This is a genomic window from Leclercia sp. S52 (assembly GCF_039727615.1).
Classification (GTDB): Bacteria; Pseudomonadota; Gammaproteobacteria; order Enterobacterales; family Enterobacteriaceae; genus Enterobacter; species Enterobacter adecarboxylatus_B.
On sequence record NZ_CP152474.1, the window covers coordinates 4,821,189 to 4,844,856 of the forward strand.

Consider the following 23,668-nt stretch of genomic DNA (forward strand, 5'->3'; position numbering starts at 1 on the left):
CTCCATTATTGTCGGGCGGCAAACGTGTTAATGCCGCGTAAGCAGTTGGTTCATTATAGTTAATTAAATGATATTGAAAATGTTTATCAATGCCGTAGTTTTAATAAGGATATAACTTTTCGTTATGTGACTGATCTGGCGGGGCGTGCGGTGGACCTCAGGGACGAGCGGGCATTCTGTTACGCCGCGTGATGGCTGCGGTGACGCCACTGAACCGGGGTCATCCCCACTTCGCGGTTAAACACCACCGAGAAGTAATTACTGTCCTCAAAGCCGCACTGCATGGCGACTTCGCTGACCATCAGCTCGGTATGTTGTAGCAGATACTGCGCGTGGCAGATGCGCAGCTGGCGCAGGTAGTGGTTCACCGTCATGCCGGTCTGGGTGCGGAACTGCTGGCGCAGGGCGCGCTCGCTGCACTGCTCCTGCTCGCAAAACTTCTCCAGCACAAAGCTGCGGTTCAGGCTGCCCGCCAGGGCGGTGATCAGCTTATCCAGCAGCGCTTCCGGCTCGCTGGCGGCGGGGTTATCCGGGGCGTAGCGGTAGCGTTTGAGCATGATCGTCAGCTGGGCAAACAGCAGCTCGGCCATATCGAACGCGTGGGGATCGTTCTTCAGGCTCTCCTGCTCCAGCTGAGCGATCACCGGGCGCACCTGCGCCATGCCGTTGCTGCCCAGCCGCCAGTGCGGGGCACCGCGCGCGTTAAGAAAGCCCGGTATGTTCGCTCCCCAGTCCACGTTGAGCTTCAGCCGGTCGGGGCAGTAGATGATGTTCTGCAGCACCAGATCGTTGACCGAGGCGTAGGAGTGTTTGTCTTCCGCGCGGATATAAAACAGGTCGCCCCGGGTGATGCGGTAGGGGCGATCGTTGAGGATATGCAGTCCGTTGCCGCGCCACACCAGCACCAGCTCGCAGAAATCGTGGGTGTGTTCGGCAAAGACATTTTGCGGATAGCGGTCCGCGACCGCGACGGCCTGGGCGGCGGATGCAAAAAAATCGGCTCTGCGAAGAATCAACTGTCCAGCCACATCACAACCTCTACCCGGGAACAACCTGACATTATTACCCGGTTTGCGGCAATAAAACGGTGATTTTCCTCGCGTTACTGAAGCGAGGCATCCCGGCCCTGGCGAATGTCGCGCGGGGACCAGTCAAACTCCCGGCGAAACAGGGTCGAAAAGTGGTTACTGTCGCCAAAACCGCAGCGATAGGCTATATCGGTGACGCTCTCGTCGGTATGGCGCAGCAGGTGGCGCGCCTTGATCAGCCGCAGACGGTTCAGGTAGCGCTGGGGCGTCTGTCCGGTGTGCTGTTTCAGCTGGCGATGCAGGGTGCGCAGCGAGAGAGAAAAGTTATCCGCCAGCGTCTCCCAGCAGACATCCTCCGCAAAGTGATCTTCCAGCCAGGCCATCAATTGATTGAGCCGGGCGTCGTTATCCGCCGCCCCCTCCACCAGACTGCCGCGGCGCAGCAGCACCAGCAGCTGCATAAAGAGGATCTCGCGGCTGGCGAGGGCGTGAGTGGTCTGCCCCTCTTCGGACTGCTCCATCTGGCTGACCAGCTGACGCACCTGCTGCAGCGTGGCCTGATTCACCCGCCAGTGCGACGGGTAGTGGCCGTCCTGCTCCTGGGGCAGGAGCTGGTTCAGTCCCGACAAAAACTGGAACGCTTCCGGGGAGCGATAGAGCACGTTGGTCAGGCACAGGTTGTCGGTATGTTCATACATATGCCGGTCATGATCGCGTACGAAGCACACCGTGCCGCCGCTGATGGTGTACGGCTGTCCGTTGAAGACATGGATGCCCGTGCCGTGTTCAACGATAACGATCTCATGAAAATCATGATGATGTTCCGGAAAGGCAGCCTGGGGCAGCCGCGGCTCAATCGCCACAGGCGAGTGGCCTGAAGGGAAAAAATCCACGCTGTGCAGTACGGTCATAACGGGTCACCAGATGATAAATGTTCTCAAAATAGTAATTTAGGGTTCCCTGGCTCACCTTAAATTTTCGACAGCAAAAGGCGCAAAGCCTGTCGCTTTTTCAAGAAACGGCGGGAAAGATCCGGAAATGCGCCCACCGTCACATCCCCCGAAATCCCGGTAATTAGCGGGAAATGTGAACTCTCTCACGTTCATCTTTGCTTTCTTGCCAGCGCCTGAAATGCGCTGTCAGTGGCAAGAAGGTCGCTGACGCTTCCTTTTTTTACACTGTCCGGCAATGACTACAGGAAGGACCGGACCATGACTTTTCGCCATTGTGTGGCAGTCGATTTAGGCGCATCCAGCGGCCGCGTAATGCTGGCGAGCTACCACCGCGAGCAGCGCACCCTTCTGCTTCGCGAAATCCACCGTTTCGTGAACTTCCTGCAAAAGCAGGACGGCTTTGACTGCTGGGATATCGATACGCTGGAAGCGGAGATCCGCACCGGGCTGAATAAGGTCTGTGAAGAGGGCATTCACATCGACAGCATCGGGATTGACACCTGGGGCGTGGATTACGTGCTGCTGAACAGCAAGGGCGAGCGCGTGGGCCTGCCGGTCTCCTATCGCGACAGCCGCACCGACGGGGTGATGACGCACGCGCTGGAGCAGCTCGGAAAAGCGGAGATCTATGGCCGCAGCGGCATCCAGTTCCTGCCGTTTAATACCCTGTATCAGCTGCGCGCCCTGGTGGAACAGCAGCCGGAGCTGGTGGCGAACGTTGCTCACGCCCTGCTGATCCCGGACTACTTCAGCTACCGACTCACCGGCCAGATGAACTGGGAATATACCAACGCCACCACCACCCAGCTGGTGAACATCAATTCCGACTCCTGGGACGAGAACCTGCTCAACTGGACCGGGGCGCCGCGCGACTGGTTTGGCACCCCTACCCATCCGGGCAACGTGATTGGCCACTGGATTTGCCCGCAGGATAACGCCATCCCGGTAGTCGCCGTCGCCAGCCACGACACCGCCAGCGCGGTGATCGCCGCTCCGCTGGCCTCACAGGATGCGGCTTATCTCTCCTCCGGCACCTGGTCGCTGATGGGCTTTGAGAGCAAAACCCCCTATACCAGCGATAACGCGCTGGCGGCGAACATTACCAACGAAGGCGGGGCCGAAGGCCGCTACCGGGTGCTGAAAAACATTATGGGCCTTTGGCTGCTGCAACGGGTGCTGAAAGAGCAGAACATCACTAACCTGCCGGCGCTTATCGCAGAAACCGAAAAGCTGACGGCCTGCACTTTCCTGATCAACCCCAACGACGACCGATTTATCAACCCGGCCAACATGAGCGCCGAGATCCAGGCCGCCTGCCGCGAAAGCACCCAGCCGGTGCCGGAGAGCGCCGCGGAGCTGGCGCGCTGCATCTTCGACAGCCTCGCCCTGCTGTATGCCGAGGTGCTGCATGAGCTGGCCACCCTGCGCGGTAAACCGTTCAGCCAGCTGCACATTGTCGGCGGCGGCTGCCAGAACCAGCTGCTCAACCAGCTGTGCGCCAACGCCTGCGGCATCACTGTGCTAGCCGGGCCGGTTGAGGCGTCGACGCTCGGCAATATCGGCATTCAACTGATGACCCTCGACGAGCTGACCAACGTGGATCAATTCCGTCAGGTGGTGACCGGCAACTACGGCCTGACCACCTTTACCCCTCATCCCGATCATGAGATTGCCCGCTACCGCACGCAGTTTCAGCAACAACGACCGACAAAGGAGCTTTGCGCATGACCACTCAACTTGAACAAGCCTGGGAACTGGCTAAACAGCGTTTCGCCGCCGTGGGCGTGGATGTCGAGGAGGCTCTGCGTCAGCTCGACCGTCTGCCCGTCTCTATGCACTGCTGGCAGGGCGATGACGTGGCCGGTTTTGAGAACCCGGGCGGCGCGCTGACCGGCGGGATCCAGGCTACCGGTAACTATCCGGGCAAGGCGCGTAACGCTGCCGAGCTGCGGGCCGATCTGGAGCTGGCCCTGAGCCTGATCCCGGGGCCAAAACGCCTGAACCTGCACGCCATCTATCTGGAGTCCGACACGCCGGTCGATCGCAATGCCATCAAGCCGGAACATTTTAAGCACTGGGTCGAGTGGGCCAAAGTTAATAAGCTGGGGCTGGATTTCAACCCCTCCTGCTTCTCACATCCGCTGAGCGCCGACGGCTTTACCCTCGCCCACGCCGATGACGAGATCCGTCAGTTCTGGATCGACCACGTGAAAGCCAGCCGTCGCGTGTCGGCCTGGTTTGGCGAACAGCTGGGCACCCCGTCGGTGATGAACATCTGGATCCCGGACGGGATGAAAGACATTACCGTCGACCGCCTCGCCCCGCGTCAGCGTCTGCTGGCGGCGCTGGATGACGTGATTAGCGAAAAGCTGAACCCGGCGCACCACATCGATGCCGTGGAGAGCAAGCTGTTCGGCATTGGCGCCGAGAGCTACACCGTCGGCTCCAACGAGTTCTACATGGGTTACGCCACCAGCCGCCAGACCGCGCTGTGCCTGGATGCGGGCCACTTCCATCCAACCGAGGTGATCTCCGACAAGATTTCCGCCGCGATGCTGTATGTGCCGCACCTGCTGCTGCACGTCAGCCGTCCGGTACGCTGGGACAGCGACCACGTGGTGCTGCTGGATGACGAAACCCAGGCCATCGCCAGCGAAATCATTCGCCATGACCTGTTTGACCGGGTGCATATCGGCCTCGACTTCTTCGATGCCTCCATCAACCGCATCGCGGCCTGGGTGATCGGCACCCGCAACATGAAAAAAGCCCTGCTGCGCGCCCTGCTGGAGCCTACCGCCGAGCTGCGCGCGCTGGAAGCCGCAGGGGATTACACCGCCCGTCTGGCGCTGCTCGAAGAGCAAAAATCACTGCCGTGGCAGGCGGTATGGGAGATGTACTGCCAGCGCAACGACGCTCCGGCGGGCAGCCAGTGGCTGGATACCGTGCGGGCGTATGAGCAGGACGTATTAGTTAATCGCAAGTAAAGACATTGCCCGGCGGCGCTTCGCTTGCCGGGCCTACGGGTAAAAGTAGGCCGGGTCAGCGCAGCGCCACCCGGCATTTCCAAAGGAAACACAGAATGCAGACCATCACTCAATCCTGGTTCGTCCAGGGCATGATCAAAGCCACCTCCGACGCCTGGCTGAAAGGCTGGGACGAGCGCAACGGCGGCAACCTGACGCTGCGCCTGGACGACGCGGATATTGAACCCTTTGCCGCCGACTTCCATCAGAAGCCGCGCTATATCGCCCTGAGCCAGCCGATGCCGCTGCTCGCCAACACGCCGTTTATCGTCACCGGTTCCGGCAAGTTCTTCCGCAACGTGCAGCTCGATCCCACCGCCAATTTAGGGGTGGTAAAAGTGGACAGCGACGGCGCGGGCTACCACATTCTTTGGGGGCTGACTGACGAAGCGGTGCCAACCTCCGAGCTGCCGGCCCACTTCCTCTCCCACTGCGAGCGTATCAAGGCCACGGGCGGGAAAGATCGCGTGATCATGCACTGCCACGCCACCAACCTGATCGCCCTGACCTTCGTGCTGGAGAACAACACCGACGTCATCACCCGCCAGCTGTGGGAAGGCAGCACCGAGTGTCTGGTGGTGTTCCCGGATGGCGTGGGCATTCTGCCGTGGATGGTGCCGGGTACCGATGAGATCGGCGAAGCCACAGCGATTGAGATGCAAAAACATTCCCTGGTGCTGTGGCCGTTCCACGGCGTGTTCGGCAGTGGTCCGACGCTGGATGAAACCTTTGGTCTGATCGACACTGCCGAGAAGTCAGCCGAAGTGCTGGTAAAAGTGTATTCAATGGGTGGCATGAAGCAGACCATCACCCGGGAAGAGCTGATTGCGCTGGGCAAACGCTTTGGCGTTAACCCTGTGCAGTCGGCGTTAGATCTGTACAAATAAGAACATCGCGCCCCGCTCATTGAGACGGGGCGAACTACACCTGCAATCCCTACACAAATCACCTCATTAAGTGGAGTAAAAGCAATGAAAATAAAGACAAGCTTGATCCTCACCGTTGCCGCCCTGGCGTTGTCCGGTTCTGCTTTAGCGGAAGTAAAAATCGCCCTGGTGGCGAAATCCTTAGGTAATGGCTTCTTCGAAGCGGCAAACGTGGGTGCCCAGGAGGCAGCCAAAGAGTTAGGTGATGTCAAAGTGATCTATACCGGGCCGACCACTACCACGGCCGAAGCGCAGATCGAAGTGCTGAACGGGTTGATCGCTCAGGGGGTGGATGCGATCGCCATCTCCGCTAACGATCCTGATGCCGTAGTGCCGGTGCTGAAAAAAGCGATGCAGCGCGGGATCAAAGTGGTGTCATGGGACTCCGGCGTGGCGAAAGCCGGGCGCCAGATCCACCTCAACCCTTCCAATAACGCGCTGATTGGCGAGACCAACGTCAAGCTGGCGGCCGAGGCGCTGAAAGCGCTGAACGTGGAGAAAGGCGACGTGGCGGTGCTGAGCGCCACCCCAACCTCCACCAACCAGAACACCTGGATTGCCGAGATGAAAAAGGTGCTGCCGCAGTACCCGTCCGTCAATCTGGTGACCGTGGCCTATGGCGACGATCTGTCGGATAAGAGCTACCGCGAAGCGGTCGGCCTGCTGAAAACCTACCCGGATCTGAAGGTGATCGTCTCCCCGTCGTCGGTCGGCATCGTGGCGGCAGCGCAGGCGGTGAAAGATCAGGGCAAGATCGGCAAAGTGTATGTGACCGGCTTAGGGTTGCCGTCTGAAATGGCGGGCGCGGTGAAATCCGGTGCCAGCAAGAGCTTCGCCATCTGGAACCCGATCGACCTCGGGTATGCCGCGACCTACTTAGCGGATGACCTGGTGAAAGGCACGGCGACCAAAGACGAAGCCAGCATGGGCAAACTGGGCAAAGTGAAGCTGGATGCCGACGGCAGCGGCGCGATGGCTGAGCCCTTTGTTTACGATGCCAGCAACATTGATAAGTTCTCGAAAATCTTCTGATTCCTTCTCCCTCTCCCTGTGGGAGAGGGCCGGGGTGAGGGCATCAGACCGCACTCCCCTCACCCTAACCCTCTCCCGGGGGGGAGAGGGGATCAAATGGAGAACTATCATGACCCCATTGCTTCAACTTAAAGGCATCACCAAGGTTTTCCCCGGTGTGCGCGCCCTTGAGAACGTGCAGCTTGAACTCTGGCCCGGCAAAGTCACCGCCCTGATCGGTGAAAACGGCGCGGGCAAATCGACGCTGGTCAAAGTGATGACCGGCATCTACCAGCCCGACGAGGGCGAGATCCTCTATAAAGCCATTCCCATTCAGCTGCCGACCCCCGACTCGGCGCACAAGGTGGGCATTACCGCGATCCACCAGGAGACCGTGCTGTTCGATGAGCTGTCGGTCACCGAAAATATTTTTGTTGGTCAGTACCTCTATAAAGGCTTTTTCAAAAAACTCGACTGGCCGGAGATGCATCGCCGGGCACAGGCGATCCTCACCCGTCTGGAGGTGCAGATTGACCCGCGCGCGACGCTGAAAACCCTGAGCATCGCCCAGCGGCATATGGTGGCGATTGCCCGGGCGCTGTCCTTTGATGCCCAGGTGGTGATCCTCGATGAGCCCACCGCCGCCCTGTCGCAGCATGAAATTCTTGAGTTCTATCAGATCGTTGAACGCCTCAAGCAGGAGGGGAAAGCGATCCTGTTTATCTCGCACAAGTTCGACGAGATTTTTGAGCTGGCGGATCACTACACCATCCTGCGCGACGGCGTGTTTGTCGGTGCTGGTGCTATCAACGACATCACCGAAGAACGGATGGTGGCGATGATGGTCGGCCGCGCCATTACCCAGACCTTCCCGAAAGTGGCGTGTGAAAAAGGCGACACCGTGCTGGAGGTGCAGGATCTCTGCCATCCGACCGAGTTCGCCCATATCTCCTTTACCCTACGCAAAGGCGAAATCCTCGGCTTCTACGGGCTGGTGGGCGCCGGGCGTACCGAGCTGATGCAGGCGCTCTCCGGCGTCTCGCGCCCCTCCTCCGGCAGCATTGTGCTGAACGGCAAAGAACAGCATTTCCGCCAGCCGGCGGATGCCATCCGGGCCGGGATCGTCTGCGTGCCGGAAGAGCGCCAGAAGCAGGGAGCGATTATCGAGCTGTCGATTGCGCAGAACATCAGCCTGCCACAGCTCAGCAAGCTCAACCCCAACGGCGTACTGCATGACGATCGCGAGTGGCAGCTGGCGGATGAATACGCCAGACGCCTGCAGGTGAAAGCCTTTAGCTGGAAGCAGGCGGTGGAAACCCTCTCCGGCGGCAACCAGCAGAAAGTGGTGATCGGCAAATGGCTGGCGACCCACCCGGACGTCATCATCCTCGATGAACCGACTAAAGGGATCGATATCGGTTCTAAAGCGGCGGTGCATCAGTTTATGTCCGAACTGGTCGGTCAGGGGCTGGCGGTGATCATGGTCTCCTCCGAACTGCCGGAAGTGATGGGCATGGCAGACCGCATTATCGTCATGCATGAAGGGTTAATGGTGGCGGAATATCAGGCGGGGGGCGCGACGGCGGAAACCATCGTCAGCGCCGCCAGCGGTGCCAGACAGGAGGCCACATAATGGTGCAACAGCTGCTTAAACACCGCGAGGCGCTGCTGGCGGCGGTGATCGTGCTGATGGTGGTCGCCATCGGTGCCCGCGTCCCGTCGTTTATCGCGCCGGGCAACCTGGTGGAGATGTTCAACGACACCTCGATTCTGATCGTTCTCGCCCTCGGGCAGATGATGGTCCTGCTCACCAAGGGCATCGACCTGTCGATGGCGGCTAACCTGGCGCTGACCGGGATGATTGTCGCCCTGATTAACTTTAACTACCCCGAGGTACCGGTCTGGGCGCTGCTGATCCTGGCCACCGTGCTGGGTCTGGTGATGGGCATCATCAACGGCCTGCTGGTGTGGAAGATGGGCATCCCGGCGATTGTGGTGACGCTCGGCACCATGAGCATCTACCGCGGGATTATTTTTCTGCTCTCCGGCGGCGGCTGGGTCAACTCCAACCAGATGGGGGCCGACTTCCTCGGCCTGCCGCGGGCGTCGGTGCTGGGCCTGCCGGTGCTGAGCTGGTGCGCCATTGCCGCCCTGCTGCTGGTGGGCTATTTCCTGCGCTACAGCCGCACCGGGCGCGCGCTCTACACCGCGGGCGGTAACGCCACGGCGGCGTACTACACCGGGATCAACGCCGGAAAAATGCAGTTCGTCAGCTTTTGCCTCTCCGGGGCGCTGGCCGGGTTCTGCGGCTATCTGTGGATCTCCCGCTTTGCGGTGGCCTATGTCGACGTGGCGAACGGCTTTGAGCTCCAGGTGGTGGCGGCCTGCGTGATCGGCGGCATCAGCACCATGGGCGGTACCGGCCGGGTGTTAGGTTGCCTGTGCGGGGCGCTGTTCCTCGGGGTGATCAACAATGCCCTGCCGGTGATCGGCGTGTCGCCGTTCTGGCAGATGGCGATCTCCGGGACGGTGATCGTGATTGCGGTGCTGCTCAATGAGCGCGGCAACAAACGCAAAGGACGGCTGATCCTGCGCGATGCGGCGCTGGCTCGTCAGAAACAGGCGGTAAGATCATGAGTAAAGTAATGACGTCTGAAGAGATTAAAAACACCCCCGCCCCGGCAGGCATTTTCCAGCGCCTGCTGTGCTGGGAAGGTTTTCTGCTGGCGGTTACCCTGGCGGTGTTTGTGGGTAACGCCCTGGCCTCCCCGTACTTCCTTGATATCTGGAACCTGTCGGATGCAACCTTCAACTTCACCGAAAAGGCGATCATCGTCCTGCCGATGGCGATGCTGATCATCGCCCGTGAAATTGACCTGTCGGTGGCCTCCACCATCGCCCTGAGCTCCACGGTGATGGGCTTTTGTGCGGCGGCCGGGCTGGATACGCCGCTGCTGGTCTGCGTGGGCTTAGGGGTTGGCCTGCTGTGCGGGCTGTTCAACGGCCTGCTGGTGACCCGCTTTAATCTGTCGTCGATTGTGATCACCATCGGCACCATGAGCCTTTATCGCGGCATCACCTACATTCTGCTGGGCGACCAGGCGCTGAACGCGTATCCGGAGAGCTTCGCCTGGTTTGGTCAGGGGTACGTCTGGGGGGCGCTGTCGTTTGAGTTCGCGCTCTTTATCGTGCTGGCAATCCTGTTTGCCTTCGTGCTGCACAAGACCAACTTCGGGCGTCGCACCTACGCCATCGGCAATAACCCGACCGGGGCCTGGTATTCCGGCATTAACGTGAAGCGCCACAACCTGATCCTCTTTGCCCTGGTGGGGCTGATGGCCGGGCTGGCCTCGGTGCTACTCACCTCGCGTCTGGGCAGTACCCGCCCGACCATTGCGATGGGCTGGGAACTGGCGGTGGTGACCATGGCGGTACTCGGTGGGGTCAATATTCTCGGCGGTTCCGGCAGCATGGTGGGCGTGATTATCGCCGCCTTCCTGATGGGGCTGGTCACCTTCGGCCTGAGCCTGCTCAACGTGCCGGGCATCGTGATGTCGGTGATTATCGGCGCGATGCTGATTGTGGTGATCTCTCTGCCGATCATCACCCGCCGCGTGATGCAGCGAAGACGGATCTAAATGCCGGGTGGCACTACGTTTACCCGGCCTACCTAACCGTAGGCCCGTGCAAGCGCAGCGCCGCCGGGCATAAAAATCACCGTAATTAAGGAGAATGATCATGAGCTTTATGTTGGCGCTGCCGAAAATCAGCCTGCACGGCGCAGGCGCGATCGGCGATATGGTTAAGCTGGTCGCAAACAAACAGTGGGGCAAGGCGCTGATCGTCACCGATGGTCAGCTGGTGAAAATGGGCCTGCTCGACAGCCTGTTTACCGCCCTCGACGCGCAGCAGATGTCTTATCAGCTGTTCGACGCGGTCTTCCCGAATCCGACCGAGGCGCTGGTACAAAAAGGATTTGCCGCGTATCAGGACGCGCACTGTGATTACATTATTGCCTTCGGCGGCGGCAGCCCGATTGATACCGCGAAAGCGATTAAAATTCTCACCGCCAATCCTGGCCCGTCCACCGCTTACTCCGGCGTCGGCAAAGTGATCAACGCCGGGGTGCCGCTGGTGGCGATCAACACCACCGCCGGCACGGCGGCGGAGATGACCAGCAACGCGGTGATCATCGACTCCGCGCGTCAGGTGAAAGAGGTGATCATCGACCCGAACATTATCCCGGATATCGCCGTGGATGACGCCAGCGTGATGCTCGACATCCCGGATTCCGTCACCGCCGCCACCGGGATGGATGCCCTGACCCACGCCATCGAAGCCTGGGTCTCCGTGGGTGCCCATCCCCTGACCGACGCCAACGCGCTGGAGGCCATTCGCCTGATCGCCCACTGGCTGCCGGAAGCGGTAGACAACGGGCATAACCTCGAGGCACGCGAGCAGATGGCTTTCGGTCAGTATCTGGCCGGGATGGCCTTTAACAGCGCCGGTCTCGGGCTGGTACATGCCCTGGCCCACCAGCCGGGAGCCACGCACAACCTGCCGCACGGCGTGTGCAACGCCATCCTGCTGCCGATCGTCGAAAACTTTAACCGTCCGAACGCCGTAGTGCGCTTTGCCCGCGTGGCGCAGGCGATGGGCGTTGATACCCGCGAGATGAGCGACGAAGCGGCCAGCATGGCGGCCATTCAGGCAATTCGCGACCTGAGCACCCGCGTCGGCATTCCGTCAGGCTTCAGCAAGCTGGGCGTGACCAAAGCCGATATCGAAGGCTGGCTCGACAAAGCCCTCGCCGACCCGTGCGCCCCCTGCAACCCGCGCAGCGCCAGCCGCGACGAGGTGCGCGAACTCTATCTGGAGGCATTATGATCCGCAAAGCCTTTGTAATGCAGGTGAACCCTGACGCACACGAGGAGTATGAACGTCGCCACAACCCGATCTGGCCCGAGCTGGAAGCGGTGCTGAAAGACCACGGCGCGCACCACTACGCCATTTATCTGGATAAGACCCGCAACCTGCTGTTTGCCACGGTGGAGATCGAATCGGAAGAGCGCTGGAACGCGGTGGCAAACACCGATGTCTGCCAGCGCTGGTGGAAATATATGGGGGAAGTGATGCCGTCTAACCCGGATAACAGCCCGGTGAGTACCGGGCTGCAAGAGGTGTTTTACCTGGAGTAACACTCAACCCCGTAGAGGTCATTCTACGGGGTTTTTTATTTTCAGATTTTAACTCCTGTTTCAGCCATTTACAGCCTACCCCCGCCGTGCAACCATCCCTCATTAACCTTACGTTAAATGAGGCTTTGTTATGGATAACTGGCTGGCCCTTTTCGACGGACAGACCCGCTACACCCTCGAAATTACCGACTCCCCCCGTCACACCTGACGTGCTGCGCTTCAGCGGCCGGGAAGCCCTCAGCGAGCCCTTCCAGTGGACCATCGACTTCACCACCCCGCAGGGCAATATTCGCCCGGAAGAGGTGCTGCTGAAACATGCCACCCTGCGTATGCGCAGCGGGAAGGCGGTGCATGGCATCATCACCCGTCTGGAGTGGATTACCACCACCGCCGACCAGGCGCACTGGCAGATGGTGCTCAGCTCCCGTCTGGCGCTGCTCAGCCGTACCCGCCAGTGCCGCATCTTTCAGAGCCAGTCCGTGCCGGAGGTGGTGGACCAGGTCCTGCGTCAGCACGGCCTGGAGGGCGCGGATTTTGACTTCCGCCTGGAGCGTGTGTATCCGGCGCGGGAGCTGATTACCCAGTGGCGGGAGACGGACCTCGAATTTATTCAGCGCATACTTTCAGAGGTGGGGATTTTCTGGCGCACGGAAATGGACGAGGCGCGCGGGCTGGATACTTATATTTTTGCCGACAGCCAACTGAACTACCGGTTTGACGTACGCCTGCCGTACCGCGAGCCCTCCGGCCTGTACGACGGGGCGGCAGAGTCAGTGTGGGACGTGCGCACGTTACATCAGGTGGTGCCGGGGATGGTCAGCGTGCGGGACTACAACTACCGTATCGCCGGGACACCGATGGATGCCACGGTGAGCGTGCGCAGTGACGCCGTGACCACCGGAGAGCACTACCGCTACGCAGAGCCGTACCGGAAGGCCGGGGACGACAGTGACCCGGAGCCGGAAACCGAATCCGGTGCCTTTTATGCCCGCATTCACCATGAGCGGGAGCTGAACCGGTCTGCCCGTATTCATCTGGAGAGTAACGCCGCCTGCCTGCTGCCGGGTCAGGTGCTGGAGCCGCAGGGCGAGGTGATTCGTGCGCTGAAAGAAGGCGTGGTCATCACGGAGGTGAAGTACCACGCCGCCCGGGATACCCGGCTCCACGTTTCTGTCGACGGGATACCCTATACGGAACGCTACTGCTTCCGCCCCGCCGGAGTCCCGCGCCCGGAGGTGCACGGCACTTTACCGGCCCGCATCGAGAGCCGGGAGAAGAACGACATTTATGCCCATCTTGACGGGCACGGCCGCTACCGGGTCAGGCTGGATTTTGACCGGAGCGATGCGGAGCAGGGGTTCGCGTACCTGTGGCTGCGGATGGCGAAGCCGTACAGCGGTGAGACGTACGGCTGGCACACCCCGCTTCTCGACGGTGCTGAAGTCGCCATCGCGTACAACAGCGGCGACATCGACCTGCCGTATATCTCCCACGCCCTGCACGACTCTGAATACCCTGACCACGTCACCCGCGACAACCACACCCGCAACGTGCTGCGCACCCCGGCCAACAACAAGCTGCGGATGGAGGACCGGCGTGGGGAGGAGCACATCAGGCTTGCCACGGAGTACGGCAGAACCCAGCTGAATGCCGGGCATCTGGTGGATGCGCAGGAGAAACCCCGGGGCAAAGGCTTTGAGCTCAGAACCGATGAGCACGGCGTGATACGGGTGGCGAAGGGGCTGTTCATCTGCGCCGACGGGCAGCAGAAGGCGCAGGGCGAGGTGCTGGATATGGACACCGCCCTCAAGGAAATCGAGGCCTGCCTCCGGCAACTGCAGCAGCTGGAGGTGGCGGCAGAGCAGGCGCAGGCCCTGAAGGCGGATATCGACAGCCAGATTCAGATGTTTGAACAACGGCTGAAGCCGCTGAACGAGACCCTGCTGTTCTCCGCCCCGGAAGGGGTGGCGCTGACCAGTGGCGAGCATATGCAGATGACCGCCGCGAAGAATGTCGCCATCAATGCAGGCGGGGATACCAGCCTCGGGGTGACGGGCAACATGACCGCCCTGGCCGGGGAGAAAATGGGGCTGTTTGCCCGGACCGGCCAGCTGAGTCTGAAGGCCAGTGAAGGTCCGGTGGAGGTGCAGGCGCAGAACGGGAACATGCGTCTGTTCGCAGAGCAGAAACTCACCCTGACTTCAGCGAGCGACATTACCCTGGCGGGGAAAAAGCGCATCACGCTGATTGGTGGCGGGAGTTATCTGCGGCTGGAGGCGGGGAAAATTGAATACGGGACCCTGGGGACCTACCTGCGCCGGACGAAGCGGACAATGGTGGCTGCAAGGAATTCTCAGCAACAAAATTTGTTAAAAATGCCTGCGCCATTACCCGATCTGTCATGTGGCCCTTTCACTGCCTGCTTTCGGGTCAGCGATTTAAATACAGGAAATGAAGATATTCTATTTGCCTGGCAGATCACCACAACAACGGGAACTGTAAAAGGTCAAACCCAGGCAGCTCTTACAAACAGAGTTACTAGTGATAGCGAAGCGTCGGTATCGCTGGATTACGTATTTCAAATCAGAGCAGGAATAAGATAATGGGAATAGATCAAACCATAACATCTATGGATAAAGAGAAGCAGGAGAAAAGGGTAGAAGCTGATTTTTTCCATTTAGACATGATTCCACAGGCGATGGATAATATGGGGTGGAAGACCGCCTCTCAATTAATGAAGCACTGGTTCAGCATTACCCCTGAATGCGCCTTCAATAAAGAAATGAAAAATGAATTATTATCCACAGATGCATACCTTATAGAAAACTCAAAAATCAATACCAACATTGTCAATATGTCATGGGCTATTCAGTTTAATCAAGTCAAAGATGGAATAATCGAGCTAGGTAAAAAATGGAATAGTATAAAGGGGAAAGAGCAGTTAATAGATAGAATTTTCAATGCTGGCGATTATAATAAAGAAGCGATCAAAATAGGTTATACTGATGATGTAAAGATACTTGACTCAACTGCACAAATTAACTTTAAACGGATAGGCAGTAAACTTGATACGGTGAATGAATGGTATGGTGCCATGGGTAATACCACACTTAAGATATGTGTACGGGGATATACGTCCAAAGAAAACATGAAAAACCAATTTAATGTTGAATCCATAGGATATTATCTGAAGGATACTTATGACTTTGTTGATGATGGCACAATATCAGAACCTTTAGGAGTGTGGAGTAAAGATCGAATATTGGATAAAAAAGAATCAGCCATTTATATGTCCTCTTACATGTCAGGTTTTTTTGGTGAACTGGTCAGAACATATTCTGGCTTTGTCCCTGTGTTTAATAAAGACTTCCGAGCATGGCAGAGAAAACATAAAACCGGCGGAGACTTCATCATTCTATCAGATATTTTATGGATGCAGCCAGCGGAAAAGGACAAGATCATACCCTTATGAGAAAAATAATAACATATATTTTTATAAAAATAATACCTCTTATTGTTTTTTGTGGGGCTATTTTTTCTCCTACAACACTATTCTATGGGGAAGATAATCAAATATTTAAAAAGACGAGCCCAGATAAAATTTATCTTTTAGTTGTATACAAAGCAAAGCCTTTCACACTATATTCTTTCTATAAAATGCTAATTGGTGAAGACTACTTTTTTGCCATTTATGACCGCTGCGGAAATATTATTTTTAAGCCATCCATTTTTTATGGTGCCGATAAGTCAGTTATTTATGGAGGGTTCAAGTTTTCATTGCACGAAAAGAATAAGTTATTTTACCCAACGAATAATGGCATCGAGTCCATAAAATTAAAAAATTCATTGGCTATTTGTCGAATACCCAAACCCTGAATTATACTGCCGCTTTTGCGGCAGTATTTCCTTATTAACGCGCCTCTACCGTATTCCCGCTTGTTGTAATTTCATGCCTGCTGCTCAACGTAAACGCCGACAGCACCGTCACCGCCAGCACAAAGCAGCCCAGCATCAGGTAGGTCTCCTGGAAGCCGATCCGGTCATACATATTCCCGGCAAAGGCGGAGAGGAAAATCGCCGCCAGCTGTTTGGCAAAGTTGAAGCCAATCAGATAGATGGTCGCGGACAGCCGGGTATCGAACACGCCGGTAATGTACTTGAACGCGCCCACCAGCAGGAACCGCACTTCCAGGGCGTGCAGCATCTTGAGGGCCACGACTTCCACGGCGGTGGTCGCAAATGACGAACCAATGATGCGCGTCGCCATAATCACCCCGGCAATCAGCAGCGTATTTTTCGCGCCAATGCGGTTAATGATCCACGGCGAGCAGAACATGATGATGGCGTTGCAGATCTCCCCGGCGGTGGTCGCAAAACCAAACGCCCGTGTGCCCTCCTCCGGCGTGGCAAAGAAGGTTTTAAAGAAGGTGGCGAACTGCTGATCGAAGACGTCGTACACGCAGGCCACGCCAATCACGTACAGGATGAACATCCACATTTTGCGCTGACGGAACAGGTTAATGACGGTTCTGGCGGTGATCTGCGGCTGGTTAGCGCCGAGGGCGTTCATCACCTGGGCGGTCTGGTTAGGTTTCGGTTTGGCGACCACCAGCAACACCATCAGCACCAGCGCCGCCGCGGAACCCATCCAGAACACATACGAGGGATCAATCCCGAACAGGATGCCGCCCGTCGAGGCGCACAGCCCCCAGCCGAGACAGCCAAACATGCGCGCCTTGCCGTACTCAAAGAAGCTGTTGCGGCTCACGCGCTCAATATAGGCCTCAATCGCGCCCGAGCCCGCCGAGAAGACGAAGCCGATATAGACCCCGCCGCTCAGCGCCCCGAGCCAGATGTTGGTCTTTAGCAGCGGGGCGAAGACGTAGAGGAAAAAGGGCGCGAAGAGAAACAGCAGGACCGCGATGATCCACAGCAGGTGTTTCTTCAGCCCCAGCTTGTCCGACACTATCCCCAGCACCGGCTGGAACGAGATGGCAAACAGCGAGATACAGGAGAAGACGATCCCGGTATGGGTTTTATTCAGCCCGATGATATCCGACAGCCAGATTGGCAGGAACGGAAAGCAGGTGGCCATAATGAAGAAGTAGAGAAAGAAGAACGACCCGAAGATCCAGAAGTTCGGGTTGTCTTTGTGGGTACAGGCAGTCGTGTTCATTATTTTTATCCTCAACTCAGGGCCGGTTGCCCGGCCCATTGCCCTTATACGCGTTCAACGCCAATCAGGATGGCGGTTTCCGGATCCAGAACCGGCAGAGCAAGCCCCGCCTGCATCAGCCATTCGCCGCTCACCGTTTGCGGCGTCTCCATCCACGCCGGAAGCTTGCGCATGGTGTGCCCCCCCTTCCCCGGTCAGACGGATGTTGGGGTGGTCGAGCAGCGTGATGCGGTACTGGGCGTTGGCCGCCAGCCCCGGCATACGCAGCGGCATCATCAGGGTGTAATCCGGCATCGCCAACTGGCTGACAATAAACAGCCCCTGGCGCTGGTCCTGACTCACTATCCCCTGCGCCAGGGTAGTGCTGTCGGGCATATCCACCCGCCACTGGGTGCCGTGATGGATCACCTCGCGCCACTGCTTATGCAGGGCCGCATAGTGCCGGTAGCCTTCGCGCTCCTGCTCATCCACGGCGAGAGGATCCAGCTCCAGCCCCATATGGCCGAACAGCGCCGTCAGGCCACGGAAGGCGATGCTGTGCTGGCGGAAAGTGGCATGGCATTTATGATGACCGATATGCGCGCCCATCACCTCCGGCGGGAAGAAGTAGCTCATGCCACGCTGGATAGTATTACGTTCCAGCGCGTCGTTGTTATCCGACGCCCAGAAGCGATGGCAGCGGGTCAGGACTTCATAGTCGATACGCCCGCCGCCGGAGGAGCAGGATTCAAACTCCACGTGCGGGAAGCGCTCGCCCAGCGTGTCCAGCAGACGGTAGAACTGGCGGGTCTGGGCGTCGGCAGCGGCTTTGCCGTTATGGCCCGGCTGCACCAGCTCGCGGTTCATGTCCCACTTCACATAGTCGACCTGATGCTCTCCCAGCAGCCAGCTCATGCGCTCCAGCAGGTAGTTGAAGGCGGCAGGAATGTTGAGGTTCAGCACCCACTGGTGGCGGCCGGTGGCCTGTTCATAACCCGGTAAGGCCAGCACCCAGTCCGGGTGGGCGCGATACAGATCGGAGTTCGGGTTGATCATCTCCGGTTCGACCCAGATACCAAACTCCATCCCGAGGCTTTTGACGTGGTTGATCACCGGCGTTAAACCGTTGGGGTATTTCTGCTCGTCGAGATACCAGTCCCCCAGCGCAGCATGGTCATCGTTACGCCCTTTAAACCAGCCATCATCGATGATAAAGCGCTCCACACCCAGCGAGGCCGCTTCGTCTGCCATCCGCATGATGTACTCAGGATCGTGGTTAAAGTAGATCCCCTCCCAGGTGTTGAGATGCACCGGGCGCGGTTTGTTCTCCGGGAAGCGGATGATGTTGCTGCGCAGATAGCGATGGAACTGCTGGCTCATGCCGTTCAGCCCCTGGTTGGAATAGCTGGCGTAGAGGTATGGCGTCCACAGGGTTTCCCCCTCCGCCACCGCCATTTCCCCCGGCAGCCAGAGCGCTTCGGCCTGCAGATAGCGACGGCCATCGGTTTTGGCCTCCGCGCGCAGGCGGTGGTTGCCGCTCCAGCCCAGGTGCACGCCCCAGACGTCGCCGTGCATTTCGCTGAAGCCCGGCGTACCGCTAATCAGCGCCGGGAAATGCTCGTGGGAGCTGCGGCCGCGGCGGTTTTCGATCACAAAGCTGTCGTGCTCCAGCAGCAGGCGATGCGGCTGGAATTCGCGGATCCAGCGGCCATGAAACGCCATCACCTCGCGGGCACGTTCCGCCAGCGGCACGGTGACGGCCAGGCGATTAACCTGCCACGGCTGGCTTTTAAGGTTGGTCAGGCCGTGGCGAATTGCCAGCACGCCGCTGTCATCAAGAGCGATCTCGCTGGTCAGACGCAGGCCGGCGGAGTCATCTTCGGCGGTGAGGGTCAGGGTTTGTCCCTGCTGGGATACCGCGACGGTACGGAACCGCGGCGAACCATCCAGCCCCTGACGGTGACCTTCAATGCCCGGCGCGCCGAACAGGCCGTGGGCAAGTTCCGCCATCAGCGTGACCGGTGAGTCAACGTCCAGTCTGCCGTTGGCAATCGGGCGGGAAAGCGTGGCCGCATCCTGCGGCGAAAAGTGGCGAAGGTGCGGCCCCCAGTAAAGAATTTCGGCGAACGGGTGGGTTTTTATCACCACATCGACCGTTTCGCTCGCGAGTCGTAAAACTGCCTCTTGCATCGGACATCTCCTGTCATCGGGATATCCTGAGTGTTGATCCGAAACGTTTCGGATACAAACCAAAACGTTTCGGATTTGTGATCGGGTTTAGAAATTGGGGAAATTTATGCCGTCTGGCCCGGTGAGAATTCCGGCTGCCACAACACCTGAAGCTGGCTGATGTCGTCGCCGTTAATCAGCCGCAACACCATGTCGGCAATCTGCTTGCCCACCCCCCTGACGGGTGGACTGGATCACCGCCGCCACGTCGATATCGACAATGCTGTCCTGCGGCAGGCCATCATAGACCACCAGCGCCACGGCCTTCTCGCCGGTTAAACGCCCCATCTGCGCCAGGGCCATCGCGGCACCGTCGCCATGGGTGTTGCAGTCGGTGACGATCGCCGTGGGAGCGACATCCAGCGCCAGCAGCGCCTGGGTAGTGTTGTAGCCCGCCCGGCGTGAAGGCGGCATGGTGCGCAGCCATTCGCTTGAGAGCCCCGCCTCTTTCAGGGCATCGAGATAGCCCTGGCGACGCTGGGTAATAAACGCCTGATTGTTGCTCTCACCCAGCAGCGCAATGCGCTGATGCCCTTTATCGATTAACCGCCGGGTCGCGGTATATGTGCCCGCATAGTTATCGAAGTCGAACCAGGCATAGGGCTCCGGCAGATGGCTGCGGCCGAGCGCCAGGAAGGGGAATCCGGCGGCCTGCAACTGTCCGAGACGCGGATCGTTATCCAGGGTGTGCGCTACGATCAGGGCATCCACGCGACGGCTTTGCACCATGCGCATGTAGCTGTGCTTGTCGGCCAAATCGTCATCGGCAATCAGGAGTAAGTCGATCTCATGCTGCGCCAGTTCGTGGCTTATTTCGCCGACCATCTCCATAAAGACGCTGTTATTGAGCGGAACGGGATGCACCGGGAAGACCAGCCCCACGGCGTCGATTTTGCCCATCTTCAGACGGCGGGCGAAGGTATTCGGCCGATAGCCGCGGCGCTGCGCTTCGGCTTCCACGCGGGCACGCGTCTCGCTGGAAACGTCAAAATAGCCGTTGAGGGCGCGGCTCACCGTCGTTACCGACAGTCCCAGTTCTTTAGCAATAGCTTTAAGCGACATGATTATCCGTGTCTTCGTGTGTCAGTTCTGTTCCGCCACCATGAGCGCATAGGTATCGGGCTCAAAGGCTTTGAAGATGTGCGGCTGGTCGGCAGGATAGCAAATATAGTCCCCAACCCCGAGCTCTTCCGGTGCTCCGGTGAGGCCAACCAGCGCCCGTCCCTTTATGACGATAATATGTTCAACCGACCCCGGCGGATGCGGATGGGAAATACGGTCGGCACCGGGCTGCGCCATCAGGATATAGATATCGCGTCGCGCGCCTGGCGGACAGGTCGCCAGTAAAATGGCCTCATAGTTAGCCTGTTCAGCAATGACTTTTGTCCCTTCCCCAAGGCGAAGCACCTGGGTGATGGGCTGCTGTGGTTCGAGCAAACGGGCAAAGGGAATATCCAGCGCCACGCAGAGCGACCACAGGGTTTCGAGGCTGGGGTTGCCGTTGCCGGACTCCAGCTGGGAGAGTGTGGATTTGGCGATCCCGGCCCGGCGAGCAATTTCCGCCAGTGAAAGCCCGGTCCTCATGCGCTCCCGCACCAGACTTTTGGCAATTACGCTGATTGGCTGCGTCATAAACGGTCTCTTGTTCTATAAATCGAACGAATCGTTCATCTTGATAAACGAATGTGATGCGTTCATTATAATGGATACTCGTTCGATATGGCTAAAACTGTATGAAACACGCTTTCTCTTGTCTCAAAGGCGACACCATCAAGGCGATTATCCTCGTGTGTCTGGCGGTGGGCGTCGTGGGGATGTCCTACGGCTCGCTGGCGATGGCGTATGGCTTCCCGCTGTGGGTGCCGTTTGTGCTCTCGATTTCGGTTCTGGCGGGCGCCTCGGAATTTATGTTTATCGGCATCGTCGCCAGCGGGGGCAATCCCCTTGCCGCAGCAGCGGCCGGGCTGCTGGTCAACGCCCGCCATGTCCCCTTTGGCGTAACGGTGCGCGAGCTGGTGGGTAAACGCGGCGCCAGCTTCCTCGGCTGTCACATTATGAATGACGAAAGCGTGGTGTTTGGCCTGTCGCAAAAAACGCCGGAGCAGCGCAAAGCCGCCTACTGGCTCTGCGGCCTGGGGGTGGCGATTATCTGGCCGCTGGGCACCCTGCTGGGGGCGATGGTCGGCAAACTGCTGCCCGACCCGGAAACCATCGGGCTGGACGCGGTGTTCCCGGCCATTTTACTGGCGTTGGTCGTGCCCGCCTTTAAGAACCGCACTACGCTTATCCGCGCCTGCAGCGGTGCGGCGCTGTCGCTGGCCGCCGTGCCCTTTGCGCCGGTCGGCCTGCCGGTGTTACTCTCCCTGCTTGGCCTGGCGACGAGGAAGAAATAATGGAAAACATGACCGTCTTTATTCTCGGTATCGCCCTGCTGTCGGCGGGTACCTACCTGATGCGTCTCGGCGGCGCGAAGCTGGGCAGCCGGTTAGCGCTGTCTGAACGCTCCCAGGCGCTGCTGTCGGATGCGGCAACGGTGCTGCTGTTTTCAGTGGCGCTGGCGACCACCTTCTATGAAGGGGAGCATTTTGCCGGAATGGCGCGGGTGCTGGGCGTGGCCTTTGCGGTATTCCTCGCGTGGCGCAAGGTACCGTTGATTTTCGTGATCGTCGCGGCGGCCGTGGTGACGGCATTATTACGCCTGGAAGGCATAAACTAAAAAAGCGCCCCGGGGGGCGCTCTTTCGACAGATACTGTGCGCTTATTTATTCAGTTCAGCGGTCATGTGTACACGGTTACCGGAGAAAGCCTGAGTAATGGTGTAAGAGGACGCGCCAGCCTGCTGAGCCTGAGCCGCGATTTTAGCTTCTGCGCCATCAATGGTGCTGGCGGATGCGGTGACGGACTGCGCAGCGAAAGAACCGAAAGAAGTAGCCAGAGCGATTACTGCGACAAAATTTTTGATGCTTTTCATGATAGTGACCCTTTCAATAAGTTGTTGGTGTAAGGCGTTGTGCCTTGATGTGATAAATAATAGGCCTCATCACCGACAACTGATAGCGGAAGGATTTGCTAAAACAATTCAAATTTATTGAACAATATTCAAACGCTGCGGATGGGTATAGACCGTCGCTCTTCCCGGCTTGCAGAACCCCACCAGCGTCAGGTTGCAGCGCTCGGCCACCTCCACCGCCAGGGTGGTGGCTGCGGAGACCGCAAACAGGATCTCGACCCCGCACATCGCCGCCTTCTGCACCATCTCGTAGCTCGCCCGACTGGAGACCAGGGCGGCCCCCTGCTGCCACATCTCATTCTCTCCTGCGCGCCTGCCCAGCAGTTTATCCAGCGCCACATGGCGTCCGACATCCTCATGCCCGCCCGCGATCTCGCCCGACGGTAATACCCAGGCGGCGGCGTGCGTACATCCGCTCAGATTCCCTACCGGCTGTACCGAGTGCAGGCTGTTCAACGCGGTATCGAGGTTCGCCAGCGTGAAGGTCTGGCTAAAGGGCAGCGGGGTGATGGGTTTGCCGATGTCGTTCAGCTGCTCCACGCCGCAAACGCCGCAGCCGGTACGCCCGGCCAGCGCGCGGCGACGCTCCTTCAGGGCCATAAAACGACGGCTGGAGAGTTCAATCTGTACTTCCATTCCGTTGCAGACCGGCACCACATCCATCCCGTAGATCTCCTGCGGGTGGTCGATAATCCCCTCAGAGAGCGAAAATCCGATGGCAAAGAGGGTCAGATCTTTTGGCGAAGCCATCATCACCACGTGCGAGATACCGTTGTAGACCAGCGCCACGGGCACCTCTTGCGCAATCCAGTCCTGGATGGGCTGGTTGAGTTGAGGGGGGTCTGCGTACCTCGCACGTCACTACGCCGACGGGCTGGAAGGAGGTATCTCGGTTTTCTTTTGGCACGACTTCGTTCCTGGGCAACTTCGCAAGTAAGGGCGCTATTGCAGCACAAATGGCAGCGATGCGCCCCAGAGATGGATCAATTTTTCTTTCGGACATCCGGGACCGGCTTTACCTCCTGTGGAGAAGGTGATGGACCGGGATGATACAGCTTTGTAACACACAAAGTTAATAATGTGATTTACTTCACATTTTTAAATTAGCAGGCTTAGTTTTTATTCACGTTGTATT

18 protein-coding genes and 4 pseudogenes are annotated in these 23,668 nt (G+C 58.5%); 14 read left to right on the forward strand and 8 right to left on the reverse strand.

The annotated features are described in order from the left end of the window. Positions 1-179 precede the first annotated feature (179 nt). Positions 180-1,028 (reverse strand): HTH-type transcriptional activator RhaR, encoded by an 849-nt coding sequence (rhaR, locus tag AAHB66_RS23170; RefSeq protein WP_347114720.1) that lies wholly within the window; start codon positions 1,026-1,028, stop codon positions 180-182. A 74-nt stretch (positions 1,029-1,102) separates the two neighbouring features. Next, the gene (gene rhaS, locus AAHB66_RS23175; RefSeq protein ID WP_347114721.1) at positions 1,103-1,939 is read right to left on the reverse strand and encodes an HTH-type transcriptional activator RhaS; all 837 of its coding nucleotides are present in this window, start codon (positions 1,937-1,939) and stop codon (positions 1,103-1,105) included. Between the two features lie 300 nt (positions 1,940-2,239). On the opposite strand from rhaS (AAHB66_RS23175), the gene rhaB reads away from it, so the two are divergent. The 12 genes and pseudogenes from rhaB (at position 2,240) to AAHB66_RS23235 (ending at position 16,015) form a co-directional block, all read left to right on the forward strand. Then, a complete protein-coding gene (rhaB, locus tag AAHB66_RS23180) occupies positions 2,240-3,709 on the forward strand; it encodes a rhamnulokinase (protein ID WP_347114722.1) in 1,470 nt (489 codons plus the stop codon). Beyond that, complete coding sequence (gene rhaA, locus AAHB66_RS23185; protein WP_347114723.1) at positions 3,706-4,965, forward strand: L-rhamnose isomerase; 1,260 nt, start codon at positions 3,706-3,708, stop codon at positions 4,963-4,965. The genes rhaB and rhaA overlap by 4 nt, the downstream gene beginning before the upstream one ends. Positions 4,966-5,060: 95 nt before the next feature. After that, on the forward strand, positions 5,061-5,891 hold the full coding sequence (gene rhaD, locus AAHB66_RS23190) for a rhamnulose-1-phosphate aldolase (RefSeq protein WP_347114724.1): 831 nt from the start codon (positions 5,061-5,063) through the stop codon (positions 5,889-5,891). A gap of 84 nt (positions 5,892-5,975) precedes the next feature. After that, a complete protein-coding gene (gene rhaS, locus AAHB66_RS23195) occupies positions 5,976-6,962 on the forward strand; it encodes a rhamnose ABC transporter substrate-binding protein (protein WP_106995762.1) in 987 nt (328 codons plus the stop codon). A 109-nt stretch (positions 6,963-7,071) separates the two neighbouring features. After that, positions 7,072-8,574 (forward strand): sugar ABC transporter ATP-binding protein, encoded by a 1,503-nt coding sequence (locus tag AAHB66_RS23200; protein ID WP_347114725.1) that lies wholly within the window; start codon positions 7,072-7,074, stop codon positions 8,572-8,574. After that, complete coding sequence (locus tag AAHB66_RS23205) at positions 8,574-9,578, forward strand: ABC transporter permease (RefSeq protein ID WP_347114726.1); 1,005 nt, start codon at positions 8,574-8,576, stop codon at positions 9,576-9,578. Before AAHB66_RS23200 ends, AAHB66_RS23205 begins: the two co-directional genes overlap by 1 nt. Then, a complete protein-coding gene (locus tag AAHB66_RS23210; protein WP_347114727.1) occupies positions 9,575-10,579 on the forward strand; it encodes an ABC transporter permease in 1,005 nt (334 codons plus the stop codon). The genes AAHB66_RS23205 and AAHB66_RS23210 overlap by 4 nt, the downstream gene beginning before the upstream one ends. A gap of 100 nt (positions 10,580-10,679) precedes the next feature. After that, positions 10,680-11,828, forward strand: coding sequence for a lactaldehyde reductase (gene fucO / locus AAHB66_RS23215; protein WP_347114728.1), 1,149 nt, complete (start codon positions 10,680-10,682; stop codon positions 11,826-11,828). Beyond that, entirely contained in the window at positions 11,825-12,139 is a 315-nt protein-coding gene (gene rhaM, locus AAHB66_RS23220; protein WP_347114729.1) for an L-rhamnose mutarotase, read from the forward strand. Before fucO ends, rhaM begins: the two co-directional genes overlap by 4 nt. A gap of 130 nt (positions 12,140-12,269) precedes the next feature. After that, a pseudogene (gene vgrG, locus AAHB66_RS23225) lies at positions 12,270-14,742 on the forward strand (type VI secretion system tip protein VgrG). Continuing rightward, positions 14,742-15,611 (forward strand): DUF6402 family protein, encoded by an 870-nt coding sequence (locus AAHB66_RS23230; RefSeq protein WP_347114730.1) that lies wholly within the window; start codon positions 14,742-14,744, stop codon positions 15,609-15,611. Before vgrG ends, AAHB66_RS23230 begins: the two are co-directional and overlap by 1 nt. After that, positions 15,569-16,015 carry a DUF6201 family protein gene (locus AAHB66_RS23235; protein WP_347114731.1) on the forward strand — a complete coding sequence of 149 codons (447 nt, stop codon included), beginning with the start codon at positions 15,569-15,571 and terminating at the stop codon, positions 16,013-16,015. The genes AAHB66_RS23230 and AAHB66_RS23235 overlap by 43 nt, the downstream gene beginning before the upstream one ends. A 34-nt stretch (positions 16,016-16,049) precedes the next feature. Here AAHB66_RS23235 and AAHB66_RS23240 read toward each other — a convergent pair whose 3' ends face one another. The 4 genes and pseudogenes from AAHB66_RS23240 to AAHB66_RS23255 form a co-directional block, all read right to left on the reverse strand. After that, positions 16,050-17,315 carry an MFS transporter gene (locus tag AAHB66_RS23240; RefSeq protein ID WP_347114732.1) on the reverse strand — a complete coding sequence of 422 codons (1,266 nt, stop codon included), beginning with the start codon at positions 17,313-17,315 and terminating at the stop codon, positions 16,050-16,052. Positions 17,316-17,359: 44 nt separating this feature from the next. Then, positions 17,360-19,484 (reverse strand): annotated as a pseudogene (locus AAHB66_RS23245) (alpha-galactosidase). Positions 19,485-19,588: 104 nt separating this feature from the next. Further along, a pseudogene (locus AAHB66_RS23250) lies at positions 19,589-20,585 on the reverse strand (LacI family DNA-binding transcriptional regulator). Between the two features lie 21 nt (positions 20,586-20,606). Beyond that, positions 20,607-21,155 carry an XRE family transcriptional regulator gene (locus AAHB66_RS23255; RefSeq protein ID WP_347114733.1) on the reverse strand — a complete coding sequence of 183 codons (549 nt, stop codon included), beginning with the start codon at positions 21,153-21,155 and terminating at the stop codon, positions 20,607-20,609. A 101-nt stretch (positions 21,156-21,256) separates the two neighbouring features. Here AAHB66_RS23255 and AAHB66_RS23260 point away from each other — a divergent pair, with 101 nt between their 5' ends. Both AAHB66_RS23260 and AAHB66_RS23265 read left to right on the forward strand, forming a co-directional pair. Next, positions 21,257-21,916 carry an AzlC family ABC transporter permease gene (locus AAHB66_RS23260; protein ID WP_347114734.1) on the forward strand — a complete coding sequence of 220 codons (660 nt, stop codon included), beginning with the start codon at positions 21,257-21,259 and terminating at the stop codon, positions 21,914-21,916. After that, on the forward strand, positions 21,916-22,239 hold the full coding sequence (locus AAHB66_RS23265; RefSeq protein ID WP_347114735.1) for an AzlD domain-containing protein: 324 nt from the start codon (positions 21,916-21,918) through the stop codon (positions 22,237-22,239). The genes AAHB66_RS23260 and AAHB66_RS23265 overlap by 1 nt, the downstream gene beginning before the upstream one ends. A 42-nt stretch (positions 22,240-22,281) precedes the next feature. Here the strand turns inward: AAHB66_RS23265 and AAHB66_RS23270 are convergent, their stop codons facing one another. Continuing rightward, positions 22,282-22,494 (reverse strand): YdgH/BhsA/McbA-like domain containing protein, encoded by a 213-nt coding sequence (locus tag AAHB66_RS23270; RefSeq protein ID WP_347114736.1) that lies wholly within the window; start codon positions 22,492-22,494, stop codon positions 22,282-22,284. 114 nt (positions 22,495-22,608) lie between these two features. After that, positions 22,609-23,340: pseudogene (fdhD, locus tag AAHB66_RS23275) on the reverse strand (formate dehydrogenase accessory sulfurtransferase FdhD); the annotation flags it as partial. Positions 23,341-23,668 lie beyond the last annotated feature (328 nt).